The organism is Phaeobacter sp. G2 (genome assembly GCA_025163595.1).
In the GTDB taxonomy this organism is placed as follows: domain Bacteria; phylum Pseudomonadota; class Alphaproteobacteria; order Rhodobacterales; family Rhodobacteraceae; genus Pseudophaeobacter.
Genome location: CP104100.1, coordinates 1,084,446 through 1,103,699, shown reverse-complemented (window position 1 = coordinate 1,103,699; position 19,254 = coordinate 1,084,446). Strand labels below are relative to the sequence as shown.

At 61.5% G+C, this 19,254-nt stretch carries 19 protein-coding genes; 10 read left to right on the top strand and 9 right to left on the bottom strand.

Features of this window, described 5'->3' with window-relative positions; all coding sequences use genetic code 11:
* The first annotated feature begins 31 nt into the window (after positions 1-31).
* From mreC to N1037_05365, 6 genes are all read left to right on the top strand, one after another.
* Positions 32-997 (top strand): rod shape-determining protein MreC, encoded by a 966-nt coding sequence (mreC, locus tag N1037_05390; protein UWS80458.1) that lies wholly within the window; start codon positions 32-34, stop codon positions 995-997.
* Positions 990-1,529, top strand: a complete 540-nt coding sequence (locus N1037_05385; GenBank protein ID UWS80457.1) for a rod shape-determining protein MreD — start codon at positions 990-992, stop codon at positions 1,527-1,529. The genes mreC and N1037_05385 overlap by 8 nt, the downstream gene beginning before the upstream one ends.
* Complete coding sequence (gene mrdA, locus N1037_05380; GenBank protein ID UWS80456.1) at positions 1,526-3,472, top strand: penicillin-binding protein 2; 1,947 nt, start codon at positions 1,526-1,528, stop codon at positions 3,470-3,472. Before N1037_05385 ends, mrdA begins: the two co-directional genes overlap by 4 nt.
* Positions 3,469-4,608 carry a rod shape-determining protein RodA gene (gene rodA, locus N1037_05375; protein UWS80455.1) on the top strand — a complete coding sequence of 380 codons (1,140 nt, stop codon included), beginning with the start codon at positions 3,469-3,471 and terminating at the stop codon, positions 4,606-4,608. Before mrdA ends, rodA begins: the two co-directional genes overlap by 4 nt.
* A 152-nt stretch (positions 4,609-4,760) precedes the next feature.
* On the top strand, positions 4,761-5,171 hold the full coding sequence (locus N1037_05370) for a VOC family protein (GenBank protein UWS80454.1): 411 nt from the start codon (positions 4,761-4,763) through the stop codon (positions 5,169-5,171).
* The gene (locus tag N1037_05365; protein ID UWS80453.1) at positions 5,168-6,094 is read left to right on the top strand and encodes a glyoxylate/hydroxypyruvate reductase A; all 927 of its coding nucleotides are present in this window, start codon (positions 5,168-5,170) and stop codon (positions 6,092-6,094) included. The genes N1037_05370 and N1037_05365 overlap by 4 nt, the downstream gene beginning before the upstream one ends.
* A 131-nt stretch (positions 6,095-6,225) precedes the next feature.
* Here the strand turns inward: N1037_05365 and N1037_05360 are convergent, their stop codons facing one another.
* The 7 genes from N1037_05360 to N1037_05330 form a co-directional block, all read right to left on the bottom strand.
* Positions 6,226-8,241 (bottom strand): M3 family metallopeptidase, encoded by a 2,016-nt coding sequence (locus N1037_05360; protein ID UWS80452.1) that lies wholly within the window; start codon positions 8,239-8,241, stop codon positions 6,226-6,228.
* 122 nt (positions 8,242-8,363) lie between these two features.
* Positions 8,364-8,714, bottom strand: a complete 351-nt coding sequence (locus tag N1037_05355; GenBank protein ID UWS80451.1) for a hypothetical protein — start codon at positions 8,712-8,714, stop codon at positions 8,364-8,366.
* A gap of 19 nt (positions 8,715-8,733) precedes the next feature.
* A complete protein-coding gene (locus N1037_05350) occupies positions 8,734-9,777 on the bottom strand; it encodes a HesA/MoeB/ThiF family protein (GenBank protein UWS80450.1) in 1,044 nt (347 codons plus the stop codon).
* Positions 9,777-10,232, bottom strand: coding sequence for a dUTP diphosphatase (dut, locus tag N1037_05345; GenBank protein ID UWS80449.1), 456 nt, complete (start codon positions 10,230-10,232; stop codon positions 9,777-9,779). The genes N1037_05350 and dut overlap by 1 nt, the downstream gene beginning before the upstream one ends.
* A gap of 84 nt (positions 10,233-10,316) precedes the next feature.
* A complete protein-coding gene (coaBC, locus tag N1037_05340; GenBank protein UWS80448.1) occupies positions 10,317-11,531 on the bottom strand; it encodes a bifunctional phosphopantothenoylcysteine decarboxylase/phosphopantothenate--cysteine ligase CoaBC in 1,215 nt (404 codons plus the stop codon).
* Positions 11,532-11,655: 124 nt separating this feature from the next.
* Entirely contained in the window at positions 11,656-12,522 is an 867-nt protein-coding gene (locus N1037_05335) for a ChaN family lipoprotein (protein ID UWS80447.1), read from the bottom strand.
* A gap of 137 nt (positions 12,523-12,659) precedes the next feature.
* Positions 12,660-13,538: an RNA polymerase factor sigma-32 gene (locus N1037_05330; protein ID UWS80446.1), complete on the bottom strand. Its 879-nt coding sequence runs from the start codon at positions 13,536-13,538 to the stop codon at positions 12,660-12,662.
* 286 nt (positions 13,539-13,824) lie between these two features.
* On the opposite strand from N1037_05330, the gene cobU reads away from it, so the two are divergent.
* From cobU to N1037_05310, 4 genes are all read left to right on the top strand, one after another.
* Positions 13,825-14,343, top strand: coding sequence for a bifunctional adenosylcobinamide kinase/adenosylcobinamide-phosphate guanylyltransferase (gene cobU / locus N1037_05325; protein ID UWS80445.1), 519 nt, complete (start codon positions 13,825-13,827; stop codon positions 14,341-14,343).
* Positions 14,340-14,921, top strand: coding sequence for a histidine phosphatase family protein (locus tag N1037_05320; protein ID UWS80444.1), 582 nt, complete (start codon positions 14,340-14,342; stop codon positions 14,919-14,921). The genes cobU and N1037_05320 overlap by 4 nt, the downstream gene beginning before the upstream one ends.
* Positions 14,922-15,004: 83 nt before the next feature.
* Complete coding sequence (locus N1037_05315) at positions 15,005-15,688, top strand: glutathione S-transferase (GenBank protein ID UWS80443.1); 684 nt, start codon at positions 15,005-15,007, stop codon at positions 15,686-15,688.
* A gap of 183 nt (positions 15,689-15,871) precedes the next feature.
* Positions 15,872-17,380, top strand: a complete 1,509-nt coding sequence (locus N1037_05310; GenBank protein UWS80442.1) for a YifB family Mg chelatase-like AAA ATPase — start codon at positions 15,872-15,874, stop codon at positions 17,378-17,380.
* Here N1037_05310 and N1037_05305 read toward each other — a convergent pair.
* Both N1037_05305 and gshB read right to left on the bottom strand, forming a co-directional pair.
* Complete coding sequence (locus N1037_05305; GenBank protein ID UWS80441.1) at positions 17,369-18,289, bottom strand: alpha/beta hydrolase; 921 nt, start codon at positions 18,287-18,289, stop codon at positions 17,369-17,371. The genes N1037_05310 and N1037_05305 overlap by 12 nt on opposite strands.
* Complete coding sequence (gene gshB / locus N1037_05300) at positions 18,289-19,224, bottom strand: glutathione synthase (GenBank protein ID UWS80440.1); 936 nt, start codon at positions 19,222-19,224, stop codon at positions 18,289-18,291. The genes N1037_05305 and gshB overlap by 1 nt, the downstream gene beginning before the upstream one ends.
* Between the last annotated feature and the right edge of the window lie 30 nt (positions 19,225-19,254).

The following is a 19,254-nucleotide window of genomic DNA, read 5'->3' as shown; positions in this document are numbered from 1 at the left end:
GGGGCAGTGACAGCCGTCGGAAAGGAGCCCCTTGGCCAAAGATCGCTCCCAGCGCGAAGACTATACAACCCCGCTCCGCCGCCTGCTGGTGGTGCTGGCCTGTCTCTGTCTGGCTGCACTGTTTCTGGTCTGGAGGATCGACAGCCCAAGGGTCGAACGGTTTCGCGCACAGCTGATCGACGCGGTGGTGCCTAATATGGACTGGGCCATGGTGCCGGTAACGGGGGCCATCAACCTGTTCCGGGATTTCCAAAGCTACCAGCGTCTGAGCGACCAGAACCGCGAACTGCGCTCTGAGTTGCGGCAGATGCGGGCCTGGAAAGAGGCCGCCCTGCAGCTGGAGCAGGAAAACGCCCGGCTGCTGGATCTGAACAACGTGCGGCTTGATCCAAAACTCACATTTATTACCGGCGTGGTCATGGCTGACAGTGGCTCGCCGTTTCGTCAGTCGGTGATTTTGAACGTGGGCGCCCGCGACGGCATCCAGGATGGCTGGGCCACCATGGATGGCATCGGACTGGTAGGGCGCATTTCCGGCACCGGGCGCAATACGGCCAGGGTGGTGCTGTTGACTGATGCCGCCAGCGCGGTGCCAGTCACCATCCAGCCTTCGGGACAGACAGCGCTGGTGACAGGCGACAACAGTACTGCCCCCCTGCTCACCTTTTTGGAAAATGATGATCTGGTGCGCCCCGGCGACCGGGTGATCACCTCTGGCGATGGCGATGTTTTTCCTGCCGGTCTGCTGGTCGGACAAGCCACGCTGGATCGCAGTGGCCGCATGCGGGTGCGGCTGTCGGCAGATTATGAACGGCTGGAGTTCCTGCGGGTTCTGCGCCACCATGGCACCCAGGTGATCCGCGATCCCGGCGGGCTGATCGTCCCGGCTCCCGGCGCCAACACCCCCAGATCTCGTCCCGGCGATCTCGAGCTTGGCACGGACACCCCCGCCGACGGGGCGGTCGCTCCCGCTGAAAACGGAGCGGACAATGGCTGAGGTCACCCCAGGCAGAATTCAGCTCATGCGGGTTTGTTTTGCAGCGCTTGCCTTTGTAATCATCTTCTTTCATCTGCTGCCCCTGAATTCCCAGGCCCGCAGCTGGGCGCCGCCGGATCTGATTATCTGCCTGGCCATGGCCTGGTCCCTGCGCCGCCCGGACTATGTGCCGGTGTTTATTCTTATTCCGGTGCTGCTGATCGCCGATCTGCTGTTTCAACGCCCACCGGGTCTGCTGACCCTGCTGGTGGTGCTTGGCTGCGAATTCCTGCGGGCACGGGCGCAACCACAGCATGAAACCCCTTTTGTCGCGGAATGGCTCTCGGTTGCCCTGGTGATCATCGCCATCACCCTGCTGAACCGTCTGACCCTGTCTCTCTTTACCATTCCCCGCGCCCCGCTGAGCTTGTCTGTGATCGAAATGTTTGCAACAATTGCCGCCTACCCACTGGTGGCCCTGTTCAGCCAAAGCCTTCTGGGCGTGCGCAAACTCTCTGCCGCCGAAGCCGAAATTCTGGAAGCCCGCAAATGAGACGTTCCCCCAAAGATCAGGAAGGCGCCCACCGCAAGCTGAGCCGCCGCGCCCTGCTGCTGGGGGGGATGCAACTTGGCCTGGTGGGGGCACTGGCCGCACGGATGCGGTATTTGCAAATCGACCAGGCGGACCAGTTTCGCCTGCTGGCCGAAGAAAATCGCATCAATATCCGCCTGCTGGCGCCGGCACGCGGCGAGATCTTTGATCGAAACGGTCGGGTGTTGGCCCATAACTCGCCCTCTTACCGGATTATCATCGTCCCCGAAGATGCCGGCGACGTTGAGCAGGTCATCGGCAAGCTGTCTGAGCTGATCCCCCTGCCGCCCGAGGACATCGAGCGCGCCCGTACTGAAATTCGCCGTGGCCGCCCCTTCCTGCCGATTACCCTGGCCGACCAGCTGAATTGGGAGGACATCTCCAAGGTTGCGGTGAATGCCCCCGCCCTGCCTGGCATCACCCCCGAAGTGGGCCTGACCCGGATCTATCCCCAGCTTGATGATTTTGCCCATGTGGTGGGCTATGTGGGTCCGGTGTCGGATTATGATCTCAGCAAACTGGAAGCGCCTGATCCCATCCTGCGCATTCCGCGCTTTCAGATCGGCAAGGTCGGGTTTGAGGCCAAGCGCGAAGACCTGCTGCGCGGCACCGCCGGGGCCAAGCGCATCGAGGTCAACGCCGGTGGCCGGGTGATGCGCGAGCTGGACCGCAAAGAAGGTCAGGCTGGCGCTGATATGCAGCTGGCAGTGGACACCGAGCTGCAAAATTATGCCCAGGCGCGGCTGGGCAAAGAAAGCGCCGCCGTGGTGGTGATGGATTGTGAAAACGGCGATCTGCGCGCCATTGCCTCAGCGCCGAGTTTTGACCCCAACCAATTTGTGCGCGGCATCTCAGTGGCCGACTACCGCATGCTGACCGACGATCCCTACCGCCCATTGGCCAACAAGACCGTGCAGGGCACCTACCCTCCCGGTTCGACCTTCAAGATGGTGACCTCCCTCGCCGCCCTAGAAGAGGGGTTGATCGGGCCGGAAGACACCGTCTATTGCCCCGGCCACCTAGAGGTCTCCGGACGTAGGTTCCACTGCTGGAAACGCGCTGGTCACGGCCATGTCGACCTCAACACCTCGCTCAAGCAATCCTGCGATGTTTATTACTATGACCTTGCGATCAAGGTCGGCATCGACAAGATCTCGGCCATGGCCAATCGGCTGGGGTTGGGGGTACGTCACGATTTGCCAATGTCAGCGGTGGCCAGCGGGCTGGCCCCCAACCGCGATTGGAAATCACGGGTAAAAGGCCAGGAATGGCTGGTGGGGGATACCGTCAATGCCTCGATCGGCCAGGGCTTTATGCTGGCCTCGCCGCTGCAACTGGCGGTAATGACCGCCAGACTGGCCACCGGGCGCGACCTGTCGCCCCGGCTGATCAAATCCATTGATGGCATTGAGCAACCCTCAGGTGCGGGTGAAAGCCTTGGCCTGAATGAAAACAATCTGCGCATGGTTCGCCGTGGCATGTATTCGGTCAGCAATGACCGGCGCGGCACCGGCTACCGCTCGCGCATCATCGCCGAAGGCATGCGCATGGGGGGCAAGAGCGGCACCAGCCAGGTGCGCAACATCACTGCCGCCGAACGCGCCGCCGGGGTGATCCGCAACAAGGATCTGCCCTGGGAGCGCCGGGACCATGCGCTTTATGTCTGCTTTGCCCCCTTTGACGACCCCAAATTTGCGGTTTCGGTGATTGTCGAACACGGTGGCGGTGGCTCCAGCGTCGCAGCCCCGATTGCCCGCGATGTGATGTTGCAAGCGCTTTATGACGGCACCCCACCGCTGGAAGCCTACCCCAAGGGGGACCGCAAGCGGATCAAGGCGCAGCAGGACAGGTTAGCGCGCGAGCGTGCCAAACGTGCCGAAAACCCGGACAGTGACCGCGCATGAGTTATCTAGAGTATAACGCCAAATCGACACCCTCGGGCCTGCGCAAGATCTTATACCTGAACTGGCCTCTGACCCTGTTGCTGGCCTCGGTGGCCGGGGTCGGCTTTTTAATGCTCTATTCCGTGGCGGGCGGGTCCTTTTCCCCCTGGGCCGAACCGCAGTTCAAACGCTTTTTACTCGGAATGGGCGTGATGCTGGTGGTGGCCCTGATCCCGATCTGGTTCTGGCGAAACATCTCGATTCTGGCCTATCTGACCTCCGTTGTCATGCTCTTGGCGGTTGAGTTCTTTGGTACCGTCGGCATGGGAGCGCAGCGCTGGATCGACCTGGGATTCATGCGATTGCAGCCCTCTGAGCTGATGAAGATCACGCTGGTTATGTTGCTGGCGGCCTATTACGACTGGCTACCAGCAGAACGCAGCTCGCGCCCGGTCTGGGTCTTGGTACCGGTGCTGATGATCCTGTTCCCCACCTTCCTGGTGCTGCGCCAGCCTGACCTCGGGACCTCGATCCTGCTGATGGCAGCCGGCGGTGGCGTAATGTTTCTGGCCGGAGTGCACTGGGCCTATTTCACCGCCGTCATCGCCGCCGGTTTCGGCCTGGTGGCGGCTGTCTTTCAAAGCCGCGGCACCGACTGGCAGCTGCTGAAGAATTATCAATATCTGCGCATCGACACCTTCCTCGACCCGTCACAAGACCCCCTGGGCGCAGGCTATCACATCACACAGTCCAAAATCGCCCTGGGGTCCGGCGGCTGGTCGGGGCGTGGCTACATGCAGGGCACCCAATCGCGGCTGAACTTCCTGCCGGAAAAACACACCGATTTCATCTTTACCACCCTGGCCGAAGAGTTCGGCTTTATCGGCGGGCTCACCCTGCTGAGCCTCTATGTGCTGATCATCGTGTTTTGCGTTGCCACCGCGCTGGCCGCCAAAGATCGCTTCTCCTCTTTGGTGAGCCTCGGCGTCGCGCTGACTTTCTTTTTGTTCTTTGCCGTGAACATGTCGATGGTCATGGGGTTGGCGCCGGTGGTCGGGGTGCCGCTGCCGCTGGTCTCTTATGGCGGCTCGGCGATGCTGGTGCTGCTGGCGGCCTTTGGTCTGGTGCAAAGCGCCAATATTCACCGCCCGCGCTAATCCACCCCGCCGCCCTACAGGATCTGCTGCACACAGTTCAGCGCCTACTCCATCCTGCAGAAACTGCCCCCCGGCAGCAAATTGTAACCCCCAGGTGTCGACTGCATCACCCATCGGCCCGAACCAAAAGCGCCCAATCAGGAGCCCGCGACATGAGCATATTTCACCTCGCCTACCACGTAGATGATCTGGACAAGGCCCGCGCCTTTTACGGCGGCCTGTTGGGATGTACCGAGGGACGCAGCACCGAAACCTGGGTCGATTTCAACTTCTTTGGCCACCAGATCTCCCTGCACCTCGGCCCGGTCTTTGCCACCAGCAAGACCGGAAAAGTTGGCGACCATATGGTGCCCATGCCCCACCTTGGGGTGATCCTGCCGCAAAAGGACTGGCAGGCCCTGGCAGATCATCTGACCGCAGCCGGGCTTGACTTCACCCTGGCGCCAGTGACACGTTTTGCTGGCGCGCCCGGCGAGCAAAGCACCATGTTTTTTCATGACCCTGCTGGCAATCCAATTGAAATCAAGGGCTTCAAGGACATGTCCGGAGTATTTGCCACATGATCAAAGTTCAGTTCGCCGCCCGCTCCGAACGCTGGGAGAGCTACCAGGCCCCACTGAAAGCCGCCTTTTGCCAGGCCGGTCTGCAGGTGGATCTACGCAAGGATCACCCGGCAGCAGAGGTGGACTATGTGATCTATGCGCCCAATTCTGACCTGCAGGATTTTACCAGCTATACCGCCTGCAAGGCTGTGCTCAGCCTCTGGGCCGGGGTAGAGACAATCACCGGCAACCCAACCCTTACCCAGCCGCTGTGCCGCATGGTGGACCCGGGCCTGACCGCTGGGATGGTGGAATGGGTCACAGGCCATGTGCTGCGCTACCACCTGGATCTCGACCGCAGCCTCAATACCCAGGACCGCTGGACCCCCGTGGTCCCGCCCCTGGCGCAGGAACGCCCGGTCACCCTGCTGGGTCTTGGCGCGCTTGGCGCCGCCTGCGCCAGGGCTCTGGCCCAGCTTGGCTTTCCGGTCACCGGCTGGTCACGCTCCGCCAAATCTCTTGCCGGGATCACCTGTGAACATGGCAACGAAGGCTTTCAAAACGCCCTACACCAGGCTCAGATCCTGGTGCTGTTGCTGCCCGATACCCCCGCTACAGACAACATACTCAATGCAAAAACCCTGGCGATGTTGCCCAAAGGTGCTCGCATCCTCAATCCCGGCCGTGGGTCCTTGATCGACGACGCGGCCCTGCTGGCAGCCCTGGACAGTGGACAGCTCGCCCATGCCACCCTTGATGTCTTCCGTCAGGAACCCCTGCCCATGGACCATCCCTTTTGGGCTCACCCGCGGATTACCGTCACGCCCCATATCGCGGCCGAAACACGCCCCCTGACCGCCGCACAGATGATTGCAAAAAACATCCAGCGCGGCGAAGGCGGCCGCCCCTTTCTCAACCAGGTCAATCGCCAGCTCGGCTACTGATCCGCCCAGGCTGCCAGTGCGGGCGACCAGTGCAGGCAACAGCAGGCAGCTCCTTACTTTTCATCTTACCAAAAATACCTCGGGGGAGGTCGCAGACCGGGGGCAGCGCCCCCTCCCCTGACCCAGCCCCCCTAGGCAGCGACCAATCCACGCCCTTTCAGCAAGGCCTCCACCCCAGGCAAGCGCCCCCGAAACGCGGTATACAGCTCTGCCGGATCCACCGATCCACCGGTAGACAGGATATAGGCCTCCAGCGCCTGGGCACGCTCAGGATCAAAGGCCCCGCCCGCCTCTTCAAAGGCGGCAAAGGCATCCGCATCCATGACCTCGGACCACATGTAGCTGTAATACCCCGAAGAATAGCCGTCACCAGAAAAGACATGGGCAAACTGGGGGGTCGCATGGCGCATTTTGATCGCAGGGGGCATGCCAATTTCTGCCAGAACCTCCGCTTGTTTTGCCATCACATCCTCAGGCGCCGCGCCTTCGTGAAAGGCCAGATCAACCAGAGCCGAGGCAACATATTCAACCGTCTGGAACCCCATATCATAGGTCGAGGCACCCAGAACCTTGTTCAGCAACTCAGGTGGCATGGCTTCGCCGGTCTCGGCATGGGTGGCAAATTCACGCAAGACCTCGGGCACTTCCAGCCAATGTTCATAAAGCTGGCTGGGCAGCTCGACAAAATCACGGGCCACCGAGGTTCCGGAAATGCTCTCGTAGCGCACATTCGACAACATCTGATGCAGCGCATGGCCAAACTCATGGAACAGGGTGCGGGCGTCATCCCAGGACAACAGCGCCGTATCAGCCTTGGCAAAGTTGCAGACATTGATCACGATCGGGCTGGTTGCTTTGGGGAAATGAGCCTGGGCGCGCATGGCAGAACACCAGGCCCCAGAGCGTTTGGAGCCACGGGCAAAATAGTCGCCAATAAACACCGCCAGGTGTTTGCCATCGCGGGTGACCTCCCAGGCGCGGCAATCCGCGTGATAAAGCGGCACATCCAGCGGGGTGAACTCCAACCCAAACAACCGGTTGGCGCAGGCGAAGCTGGCCTCGATCATCCGGTCCAGTTGCAGATAGGGCTTTAGTTCCGCCTCATCCAAATCATGCTCCACCTTGCGCCGCTTCTCGGCGTAGTAACGCCAGTCCCAGGGCTCCAACTCGCCGTTGATACCATCCTCATGCATCATCTGCGCCAGAATTTCCGCATCCGCATTTGCCCGCGCCACGGCAGGCTGCCAAACATCCATCAACAGGCCCCGGACCGCGTCCGGGGTTTTGGCCATTTCGGTTTCCAGCTTGTAGTCAGCAAAGCTGTCATAGCCCAGTAGCGCCGCCCGTTCGGCACGCAAGGAAAGGACCTCGGCGGCGATGGCGCGGTTATCCGTCTCGCCCCCGTTGGCCCCGCGCGCTGTGAAGGCTGCAAAGGCCTTTTGCCGCAGATCTCGGCGGGGTGAAAACTGCAGAAATGGCGTAATGATCGAGCGCGACAGGGTCACAACGGGGCCAGCGGCCTCTTTCTCCTGTCCGGCGGCACGTGCGGCATCCACCACAAAATCCGGCAAACCCTCAAGGTCCTCTTCGCCCAGTTCCATGTACCAGTCGCGCTCATCCGCCAAAAGGTTCTGAGTGAACTCGGTGCCCAGGGTGGCCAGCCGTCCCTTGATCTCCTGCATGCGGGTGTCAGCCGCGCCTTCCAGCGCCGCGCCGCCGCGCAAAAAGCCACGATGGGTCAGCATCAAAACCCGCTGCTGCTCAGCGCTGAGATCCAGACTGTCGCGCTGATCCCAAACCTGCTTGATGCGCGCATACAGCGCCTTGTTTGCCGTAATGGACGAAAAATGCGCGGCCAGTTTTGGGGAAAACTGCCGCTGCAGCGCCTGCCGCTCTGGATTGCTGTCTGCGCCCGCCACGGTGTAAAAAACCGACAGAACCTGCTCCAGCGCCTGCACCGGCGTCTCCAAAGCCTCGATCACATTGGCAAATGTGGCCGGCTCTGGGTTCTCTGCGATTTCCTTGATCCAGGCCTGATGCTGCGCCAAAGCCTGATCCAACGCGGGCGCAAAATCCGCGTCGGTAATCTGATCAAAGGGGGCAATTTCAAAAGCGGTGTCCCAGGGGGCCAAGAGGGGGTTGGACATGTCAAAACTCCTTTGGTCGCGACGCTAGCGGCAAACTTGGGCGGCTGCAATCAGGGTCCCAAGCGGTCTGCAAAATCAAATGAGCCGGGCCAGCCACATGAATGCACATGAACAGGGTAAATCTAGCCGCCCACCTCAGGACTGTCGACCAGAGTGGCCGACAAGATGCGGATCGGCACCCCCGCAATATTGGCGGCACGCGCGATGCGCCATTCAAACCGGCCCATGCGCCCATCGGTGTCGATCAGCACCACCACCGCCTCCTTGCCGGTCACCTCGGCGGCAAACAGGGCCTGCTGGATACTGTCCAGGCTGCTACGCTTATCCAAGCCGAACTCAACCACCCGGCGGTCATTCTCGCAATCTATCCGGATTGAGGCGGCGCCGTCGGGATAGGTGAAATCATGCACGGCTTCAGGCGTGCCGCCAAATAGGGCACCACAAAGGGCGGTAATGAAAAAGGCTTCATTCAAATGCAGGGATGCTTTCGTCTTATCTATCGCTGCCGCACACCGGACAATCCTGGCGGGGCGACAGGCGGATCTTGCGGCTTTCGCCATAAAGCCCATCATAGATTAACATTTCACCCTGCAAAGTAGCGCCCGCGCCGGTCAACGCCTTGATCGCCTCCACCGCCATCATTGCGCCAACAACCCCCGGCAGCGGGCCGATCACCCCGGCCTGCGCACAGGAGGGCGCCAGCCCTTCGGCCGGGGCTTCGGGGAAGATACATTGATAGCAGGGGCCGCCTGATTTGGGGTGAAACAGGCTCAGCTGGCCTTCCCACTGCGACAATGCACCGGAAATGAGCGGCTTGCCGAGCTTCACCGCGGTTTCGTTCACCAGATAGCGGGTCTCAAAATTATCGGTTCCATCCAGGATCAGATCAAAATCGGCAAACAGATCCGCGGCAATATCCGCGGTCAGCCTGCGATGAAAGGGACGCACCTCGACATAGGGGTTTTGCGCCTGCATCGCCGCCTCGGCGGAGAAAACCTTGGGCATGCCGATATCCTGATCCCGGTGGATCACCTGACGCTGCAGGTTGGCGTTTTCCACCTCGTCATCGTCGATCACCCCAATGGTGCCAACGCCGGCCGCAGCCAGATATTGCAAGGCAGGCGCCCCAAGCCCGCCGGCACCTATCACCAGCACCCTGGCCTGTTTCAGCTTCTTTTGCCCCGGTCCGCCCAGCTCACGCAGCACGATATGGCGGGCATAGCGGTTCAGCTCAGTGTCGGAAAACAGGGAGGGAGGCTGTGACATGGGGCTGCCTTCTGCATGGGCGCGGGTCTTGAGCTGAGAGATAATCCAGCCATAGCCCGCCGCCAAGAGGCCAAAACCGCCAAGGATCAGCCAGGGTTTTGGTGAACCTCCTGTTGCCGTGCGCAAATCATGGCCCTCGGGGAGGGTTAACTGCAGCAGCAGCACAGCGGCAAACAACACCGAGAGCAGACAGGCCCGCATGGCGCGGCTCCAGCCCAGATAGCCGCCGCCCCACCAGATAAACGCAGCCAAAGCTAGAATGCGCAGCATCAGCCTCTCCCGGTGGAGCCAAAGCCACCGCTGCCGCGTTCGGACCCGGACAGGGTGCTAACTAGGGTGAACTGCGCCTGCAACACCGGAGCCAGTATCATCTGCGCGATGCGATCCCCGTGGGCGATGGTAAAATCTGCCTCTCCGGCGTTCATCACGATCACCCCCAGCGGGCCGCGATAGTCGCTGTCGATGGTGCCGGGGCTGTTTGGCAGGGTAATCCCATGTTTCAGCGCCAACCCTGATCGCGGGCGGATCTGCACCTCATAGCCCTGAGGGATCTCCAACCGCAGCCCTGTGGGGACCAAGGCACGCGCACCCGGCGCCAGAGTCAGGCTGGCGCGATCCGGCAGATTGGCCCGCAGGTCCGCCCCGGCTGCTCCGGCAGTTTCATAGGCGGGCAGGGGCAGGCTCTGATCTGCGCCCGCATCATGGGCTATTTTGATCTCAACCATAGGGGCCTCATTGATTTGGGTTCTGTAACAACAAAAGGGGCCATGCAACGCGGCACGGACTGCTGGGCTTAATATTCACGGGCGTCAGCTTTTGCTGTTGAGCGTTGTGGCAATACGGGCGGCCAGCCGGGTGGCAACCTCTGCCTTGCCCATGCGCGGCCATTCCTCGGCGCCTTGATCGGAAATCAGGATCACCGCGTTCTCATCCCCGCCCATGATACCCGTAGCGGGCGAGACGTCATTGGCGACAATCCAGTCACAGCCCTTGCGCAGGCGCTTGGCGGTGGCGTTCTCCACCACATCATTGGTCTCGGCAGCAAAGCCAACCACCAGGGGTGGCCGCCCCTGCGCCATCCGCGACACCGTTTTTAGGATATCCGGGTTCTCGGCGAACTCCAGCACCGGCAGGCCGTCCTTTGATTTCTTCAGCTTGCGGTCCGAGGCGCTGGCGACACGCCAGTCGGCAACAGCCGCCGCAAAGACCCCTGCATCCACCGGCAAGGCCGCCTGCACTGCGGCCTCCATCTCAAGCGCGCTTTGCACCGCCACAACCTCGACCCCCTCGGGGGGCCGGATCTCTGCAGGGCCCGTGATAAACACCACTTCCGCGCCTTGATCGCGCAGAGCACGGGCCAGCGCTGTCCCCTGCGCCCCGGAGGAACGATTGGCGATATAGCGCACCGGATCAATGGGCTCATGGGTCGGGCCAGAGGTCACCAGGATGCGACGCCCGGCCAGGCTGCCCTGCGGTGCATTCGCCCCCAGCTGCGCCGTGATGGCAGCCACGATTTCATCCGGTTCCGCCAGCCGGCCTGAGCCAAACTCACCACAGGCCATGCCGCCCTCATTGGGGCCGACAAATTGCACCCCGTCGCCGCGCAGGGTTTTGATATTGCGCTGGGTTGCCGCATGCTCCCACATGCGCACATTCATCGCAGGCGCCAACAAAACCTTCGTGTCCGTCGCCAACAGCAGGGTGGAGGCCAGATCATTGGCCAGACCCTGGGCCATTTTTGCCATCAAATCCGCAGTGGCAGGGGCGACCACCACCAGATCCGCGCTGCGCGACAGCTGGATATGGCCCATTTCGGCCTCAGCCGTCAGGTCAAATAGATCCCGATGCACCGCTGTCCCGGCCAGGGCGGAGACCGACAAGGGCGTGACAAATTCTTCACCTGCGCGGGTCAAAACCGGTGTAACGCTGGCACCCTGATCCTGCAGGCGCCGGATCAGCTCCAGTGATTTATAGGCCGCGATGCCGCCGCCAATGATCAGAAGAATTTTCTTTCCTGCCAGCATCTCAACTGCCCTTTGTTAACCGGACTTGGTCACAAGCCCGCGGCAACCCTAGCCGTTACGGGGCAAAGAGTGAAACGCTTTTGCCGCGCGGCGGCGGCCCACATTCAGCGGCACGACAGATGTCTTAATCGGATTTGGCAAAACCCAGGCAGGGATCGGGGCGCTGCACTGCCGGCGCCGACAACACCACATCAAATTGCCCCTGGATTGCCCCCTCTTCCATCTGCCCCAAGGCCCGGATCACCACACCAGGAAGCGCGCGTTGCAGATAGACCGCGAGGCCACGATCCAGCCGCGCATGGCCATTGCCGGTGATCACCACCACCGGGCCGCCGGTCTGCTCCAGCGCCCGTTTTGCCGCGGCAGCAAGACTGGCATCCCGCAGCCGCTGCACATCCACCAGCATAGGCAGGACATGGTCCGGCAAGGCATTGCAATGATTGGCCATCTGCTCCGCTTCCCGCGTAGCCTGCTCCGCCACGGGCAACGGCTGATCCAGCCCAAACTGCTGCGCCTGCGCGCCAAAATGGTTGGCGACCCCAACCTGCAGGGCCTCCTTGGATTGCGCGCGCGGAACCAAGGCGCCGAACTGCATCGCCCGCGCCGCCCGCTTGAACACCGGTGCATAGAGGCCAAAACCAGGCCAGCCTGAAGCCTCCCAGTCCAACACCCGCGCGGTCTCTGCTGGGTTTTGCAGGATCTGCGGTGTCAGCGCCTCGGCCTGTTCCTGAGTGATCATCTCCCAGACTACGGCTCTGGGCTGTAGTGCTGCGACCAATTCGGCCTGCACCTGATGATGCCTTTTGTTGTCATGCACCTCGCCCAGAATGATGACATCCGCCCCGGCCAGAACATCAGCGACCTGCGCCACCGTCTGCGCCTGAAGCCCAGGCGCCGTCGCCTCAGCCCGAACAGCTGATGTCAGACCAATACTGGTCGCGAGACCTGTGGCGAGACCAATTGTCAGAACCGCTGCGGCGCTGATCCGCACAGGTTTTCTGATCGCGGCCCGTAATATCACATCCCGCCTAATTACAGTCCGGACACTTACAGTCCGGCCTGTCCCAACGGCAGCGACCAAGGCGGCCATGCGACCTCGGATGTATCCGACAAAACAACCATGCCTGTTCATAAAAGCAGGTTTTGCACTTCCCCTGAGCGACGATCAAGCGTTTTTCTCATTTTGACAAAGGCCGCCGCCTCCAGCTGACGCACCCGCTCTTTGGACAGGCTCAGCTCGCGCCCAAGGTCCTCGAGCGTGCGCGGCGGGCTGCGTAGTTTACGCGCAATCACGATCCGCCGCTCGCGGCCGGTCAAGCTCTGCATCGCCTGCACCAACCAGCCGCGCAACTTGCGACGATCATGGCGCCTCTCGACCAGCTCTGCGGCCTGAGCGCCGTCATCCTCGAGGATCTCGATCCATTCGCGCCCATCAGGCTCGCTCGACTGCACCGCATTGAGCGAAAAATCATTGCCCGACAAACGGCCATCCATCATTTCAACATCCCGGATAGGCACCCCGATTTCAGAGGCAATTTGCTGATGCAGCTGATGTTTGTCCAGCCGCACCCCCTGCGTGTCGGCCTGTCGTTCGAGCTGGGCCTGCACCCGGCGCTGGTTGAAGAACAGCGATTTCTGCGACGAAGTGGACCCCGTGCGCACCAACGACCAGTTGCGCATCACATAGTCCTGCACCGAGGCCTTGATCCACCAGACCGCATAGGTCGAAAACCGCACGCCACGATCCGGGTCGAACTTATCCGCGGCCTTCATCAGGCCCAGGCCAGCCTCCTGTATCAGGTCATTCATCGGCGCGCCGTAGCGTTTGAATTTCACCGCCATCGAAATGGCCAGCCGCATATAGGCATTGATCAGCCGATGCAGCGCCTCGACATCGCCGTCATCACGCCAGGCATGCGCCAGCCGTTTCTCTGTTTCTGCATCCAGCAGCTCTGCTTTCATCGCCTTTTTGGGCAATGGGTTTTCGGTGATATGGTCAAGCGTCATTGTTCCCTCCGGGCTCAGATCGTCTTGAAAAGCGGCAGACTATGGCGCGGCACTGCCTTGGCCTCAGACATGGCCTAGGATCGGTATCTGCGCCGCGCAATGCCACGGTACAGCCTCGAAAATCTGCGTCTCAGGTCTGTCGTCAGACCCCTGCCCGCCGCGCAGAGTAGCTATCGCGCAAACTGGCAGGCCAGCGCAGCGGCACGGGTGCTGTCTGCCCCTTGTTTTGGGCGCCTCCAGCAGGTACGCACAAAAGCGAAACCGTTCCTGTCCAAGGGTAAAGAACTTGTCTGCACCTGTCACATTCATTCTGGGCGGCGCCGCGTCGGGAAAGTCGAAATTCGCCGAGGATTTGTGTTTTAAATCATCAAAACCAAAGTCTTACATTGCAACATCACAAGTGTTTGATGATGAGATGCAAGCCAAGGTCGCGGCCCATTTACGACAACGCGGCAACGATTGGACCACCTATGAGGAACCTCTGGAAGCCGCCAAGCTGTTGCATCAGCTGCCCCAGGATCACATCTGCCTGCTGGACTGCGCCACCATGTGGCTGACCAACCACCTGTTGGCTGAGCACGATCTGGTAGCGGCCCAGTCAGAGCTGTTGGAGGCCATCGAGGCCTGCCCGGCAGAGCTGGTGATTGTCTCAAATGAGGTTGGTCTTGGCATTGTGCCGGAAAATGCCCTGGCGCGTCGGTTCCGCGAGGCTCAGGGGCGGCTCAACATTGCGCTGGCGGCGCGCGCCGATGCGGTGGTGCAGGTCACCGCTGGGCTGCCACTGGTTTTGAAAGGTCAGCTATGACATCGCGCCTGTTTCTTGTCCGCCATGGTCCCACCCATGCCAAAACCATGGTTGGCTGGTCTGATCTGCCCGCAGATCTTTCGGATACTGCTGCCCTGTCGCGGCTTGAAGCGGCATTACCGCCCGAGGCTCTGGTAGTCTCCTCCGATCTGATCCGCGCGGTTGAAACCGCAACGGCAGTGCAAGGCAACCGCCAGCGCCTGCCCCATATGCCAGCCCTGCGCGAAATCCATTTTGGCGACTGGGAGCTGCGCAGCTGGAAAGAGATCGACGCCGAAGACCCCAGCCGCATTCGGGCCTATTGGGAGACCCCCGGCGACACCACCCCTCCCGGAGGGGAAAGCTGGAATGAAGTCTGTGCCCGGGTCAACGATGCCATTGACAGCCTGCTCGCCACCCATGCCGGGCGTGATCTGGTGGTGGTCGGCCATTTTGGCCAGATCCTGACGCAGATTCAGCGGGCTGCAGGCCTCAGCGCAGAGGCGGCTTTCTCGCACCGTATTGACAACCTGTCGGTTAGTGAGCTGTTCTATGGACCAGAGGGCTGGCGCAGCGGTGCGCTCAACCAGCTTATCTAAGGTCAAAATTCATCAAAATTTGTGATGCATGCTCTCACAAATATTCGATTTGAGAATGCATCTTGCGTTGCTAAGCTGCTGCCATGGCTTATGAACTTTATATTGGTGATCGCATGTATTCCAGTTGGTCGTTGCGCGGCTGGCTCATGCTCGAAAAATTTGCAATTCCGCATAACATCCATCTGGTGGGGCTCTACGCGGGCACCATGGTGCAGGATATGGCCCATCTGGCCCCTGCCCGCCTGGTCCCAGCGCTGGAAACCGATCAGGGGCTGGTGATTGGCGAGAGCCTGGCCATGGGGGAAACTCTGGCTGAACATTTCCCAACAGCCGGGCTTTGGCCCAGGGCTGCAGATCAACGCGCCACAGCGCGCTGGTTGGTGAGCGAAATGGTCGCCGGTTTTGCCGCTCTGCGTGGCGATTGTCCGATGCAGCTGTCCCATGTCTGGCAGGGATTCACCCCCTCCAAGGCGGTGCTGGCAGATCTTGCACGGATTGAGGCGCTTTTTGCCCATGCCCGCAAAATCTCTGGTGCGCCGGATGGCTATCTCTTTGGCAGCTACTCGCTGGCTGAGGTGTTCTACACCCCAGTGGCCGCGCGGATCATTGGCTATGACCTGCCGGTCTCTGCCGCGACGCGCACGTACTGCGAGCTGCTGCTGTCGGATCCGGCGGTTCTGAAATGGCAGAGCCTCGCACGGAAGGTCACCTACGATCCCGAACCCTACCTTCTGGATCTGGAGCGGGCGGCCTGGCCCATCGGCTAGCCCAGCCCAACCGCCTGCCCCCTTTTCCCGCAGGCCCTCTACCTGGTTGCGGCCCAAAGCGGCCAACAGCGTAATGCTTGCGGGAAATCAGCACAAAAAGCGCCATGTTTCCCACCAGACGTGCAGACTCCGATACCACGGAGGCTATGATTTTTCCTTGTTTGATCAAGGGAATGGAGTGGCATGATCAGCCGTGCAAACACAGTTGCCTTTCACGGCATAGATGCACGCCCCGTCGAGGTGCAATGCTCCCTGGTGGCTGGCCTGCCTGCCTTTGCCATCGTCGGCCTGCCGGATAAGGCGGTATCAGAAGCCCGTGAACGGGTGCGCGCTGCCTTTGCTTCCATGTCGATTGCCCTGCCGGCCAAGCGGATAACGGTCAACCTGTCGCCTGCGGATCTACCCAAGGAAGGCAGCCATTTTGATCTTCCCATCGCCCTGGCGCTGCTCGCTGCCATTGGTCTCATCCCGCCGGACGCGGTGGCGCAAACCGTCGCCTTGGGAGAGCTGTCCCTGGATGGCATGCTGATGCCTGTCACCGGTGCCCTGCCCGCCGCAATGGGGGCCGCTGCCACCGACCGGCATCTGCTCTGCCCCAAAGTCTCGGCGGCGGAGGCCGCCTGGGCCGGTGATGCGCTGGTCATAGGCGCGGCCAGCCTGACCGAAGTGGTGCGCCATTTTACCGGCGAGATGCCGCTCGCCCCGGCCCGCCCCGGAGAGATGCGCAGCGATCCCATTCGGCGCGATCTGCGCGACATCAAGGGTCAGGAACAAGCCAAACGCGCCCTGGAAATCGCCGCCGCCGGACGCCATCACCTGCTGCTTGTCGGCCCGCCCGGCTCCGGGAAGTCCATGCTGGCGGCCCGGCTGCCCTCGATCCTGCCGCCGCTCACCCCAGCTGAGGCGCTGGAAACCGCGATGATCCACTCCCTCTGTGGCCTCATCGACGAAGGCGGCATCAATCGCAGCCGCCCCTTTCGTGAACCCCATCATACTGCCTCGATGGCAGCTATCGTTGGTGGCGGCAGGCGGGCGCAACCCGGTGAAATCAGCCTGGCCCACAACGGCGTGTTGTTTCTGGATGAATTGCCCGAGTTCAACCGCGCGGTGCTGGAAACCCTGCGCCAGCCGCTGGAGTCCGGCGAGGTGATGATTGCCAGGGCCAATGCCCATATCCGCTACCCCAGCCGGTTTATGCTGGTGGCGGCGGCCAACCCCTGCAAATGCGGCTATCTGGCCGATGCCGCCCGCGCCTGCGCCCGGGCACCGGGCTGTGGCGAGGACTATCTGGGGCGCATTTCCGGCCCAATGCTGGACCGATTTGACCTGCGTATCGAAGTGCCGCCCGTGGCCTATACAGATCTGGATCTGCCCGCCGCGGATGAGGGCTCCCCCGAAGCGGCGCAGCGGGTGGCCATCGCCCGTGAAATCCAGACGGCGCGCTATCGCGACCTGCCCGAGGTCTGGCTGAATGCGGATGCCGAAGGCGCGGTACTGGAGCAGGCCACCGCATTGACCGACACTAGCCGCCAGCTGTTGCAGCGCGCCGCTGAACAATTCGGCCTCTCGGCGCGTGGCTATCACCGGGTGATGCGCGTTGCCCGCACCATTGCCGACCTTGCCTGTTGTGACCAGGTTGAACGCCCACATCTGGCCGAGGCCCTGAGCTTTCGCCTGCCGTTACTCAGCTGAGGCTGTGGCAAAGGCTGTACGCACAAAAACTGCGGCCTCCTCCAGCGCCGCCTGGCCTTCGGGCAGGATGCCTGCCAAAAACTGCCAGACATGGGGCACATCCTTCCAGACCTTCAAATGCACCTCACCGCCTGCTGCCAGCAGCCGCGCAGCCATGCGATCCGCATCGGATCGCAGCACTTCGCCATCGCCAACCTGGATCAGCACCGGCGGCGGGTTTGGAAAATCGGCAAACAATGGTGAGGCCCGCGCATCTGTCGGTTCGGCACCGCCCAGGTAAAGATCAACCGCCTCCTGCATCCGTGCCGTGGGTATGATGGCATCCCGGTGGCGGTTGCCCTGAACGCTGGCACCGCTCAGGGTTAGATCGCACCAGGGCGAAAACGCCACCAGCCCGGCAGGGCGCTCCTGCTTTGGCTCCTGCTCCGACAGAAGATGCGCAAACAGGGACAGTGCCAGGCCGCCCCCAGCACTATCACCGGCCAATAGGATATCACGGGCAGCATATCCGCTGCGGCGCAGATGGTGCCAACAGGCCAGCGCGTCGTCAAAGGCGGCGGGGAACGGCGCTTGCTGCAGCAGACGATAGTCCGGGACCAGGATCTCTGTCGCAGAGGCACGGGACAGGCGCGACAACATCCCCTGATAGCTGCGCGCACTGCCGGCCAGATAGGCACCGCCATGCAGAAACAGAATAACCCGCCCCGGCTGGCACTTGCCCTGCGAGAGCAAATAAAGCGGCACAGGCCCCGGGCGGCGCTGAAACCGGATCAGCGGCAGCGCCGGGCTGAGCACAGGTGCCAGGCACTCAAAGCTGCGCCGCGCCATATCGGGGTGTCCAGCCCGCTCCAGCACCGGCTTCAACCCATAGCGCATCCATGTATTGATGGCCCGGCGCTGCCAGCTCATCAGCTGATTTTGGCCTCAATGGCCTGCCAGATCTTCTCGGCGATATTCACCCCGTCAAAGCGCTCCAACTCCTGGATGCCGGTGGGGGAGGTCACGTTGATTTCGGTCAGGTAGTCGCCAATCACGTCGATACCGACAAAGATCTGGCCCTTTTCTTTCAACAGCGGCCCGATTGCGGCACAAATTTCCAGATCGCGCTCGGTCAGGCCGACCTTTTCAGGGCGTCCCCCCACATGCATGTTCGAGCGGGTTTCGCCCGCCGCAGGCACCCGGTTGATCGCCCCGACAGGTTCGCCGTCCACCAGGATCACCCGTTTGTCGCCATTGCTGACATCGGGCAGGAACTTCTGCACGATCAGTGGCTCGCGGCTAAAGCCGGTGAACAGCTCATGCAATGAGGTCAGGTTGCGGTCATTGGCATCCAACCGGAACACCCCGGCGCCGCCATTTCCATAAAGCGGTTTCAAGATCACATCGCCATGCTTGGCCTTGAAGGCCTTGATGGTGTCCAGATCCCGGGCAATGGCCGTGGGCGGGGTCAGGTCGGGGAAGTCCAGAACCAGCAGTTTTTCCGGATAGTTACGCACCCAGAAGGGATCATTCACCACCAGGCAGTCGTCTTTCAGCCGGTCCAGAAGATGCGTCAAAGTGATGTAATGCATGTCAAAAGGCGGATCCTGACGCAGCCAGATCACGTCAAACTCGGCCAGATCAACTTCGCGCATCTCCCCCAAGATAGCGGGCGTCCCAGCCACCCGCTGCACGGTCATGTCCTGGCCGCGTGCGGTGATCTTGCCCTCCTGATAGGCCAGTTGATCGGGCAGGTAGAAAAACAGCTCATGGCCCCGCGCCTGGGCCTCTTCCGCCAGGCGAAAGCTGCTGTCAGCGTTGATGTCCACACCCATAATCGGGTCCATCTGGAAGGCAATTTTCATGGCAGGTTCCCTTTTGCTTTCGCCATAGAT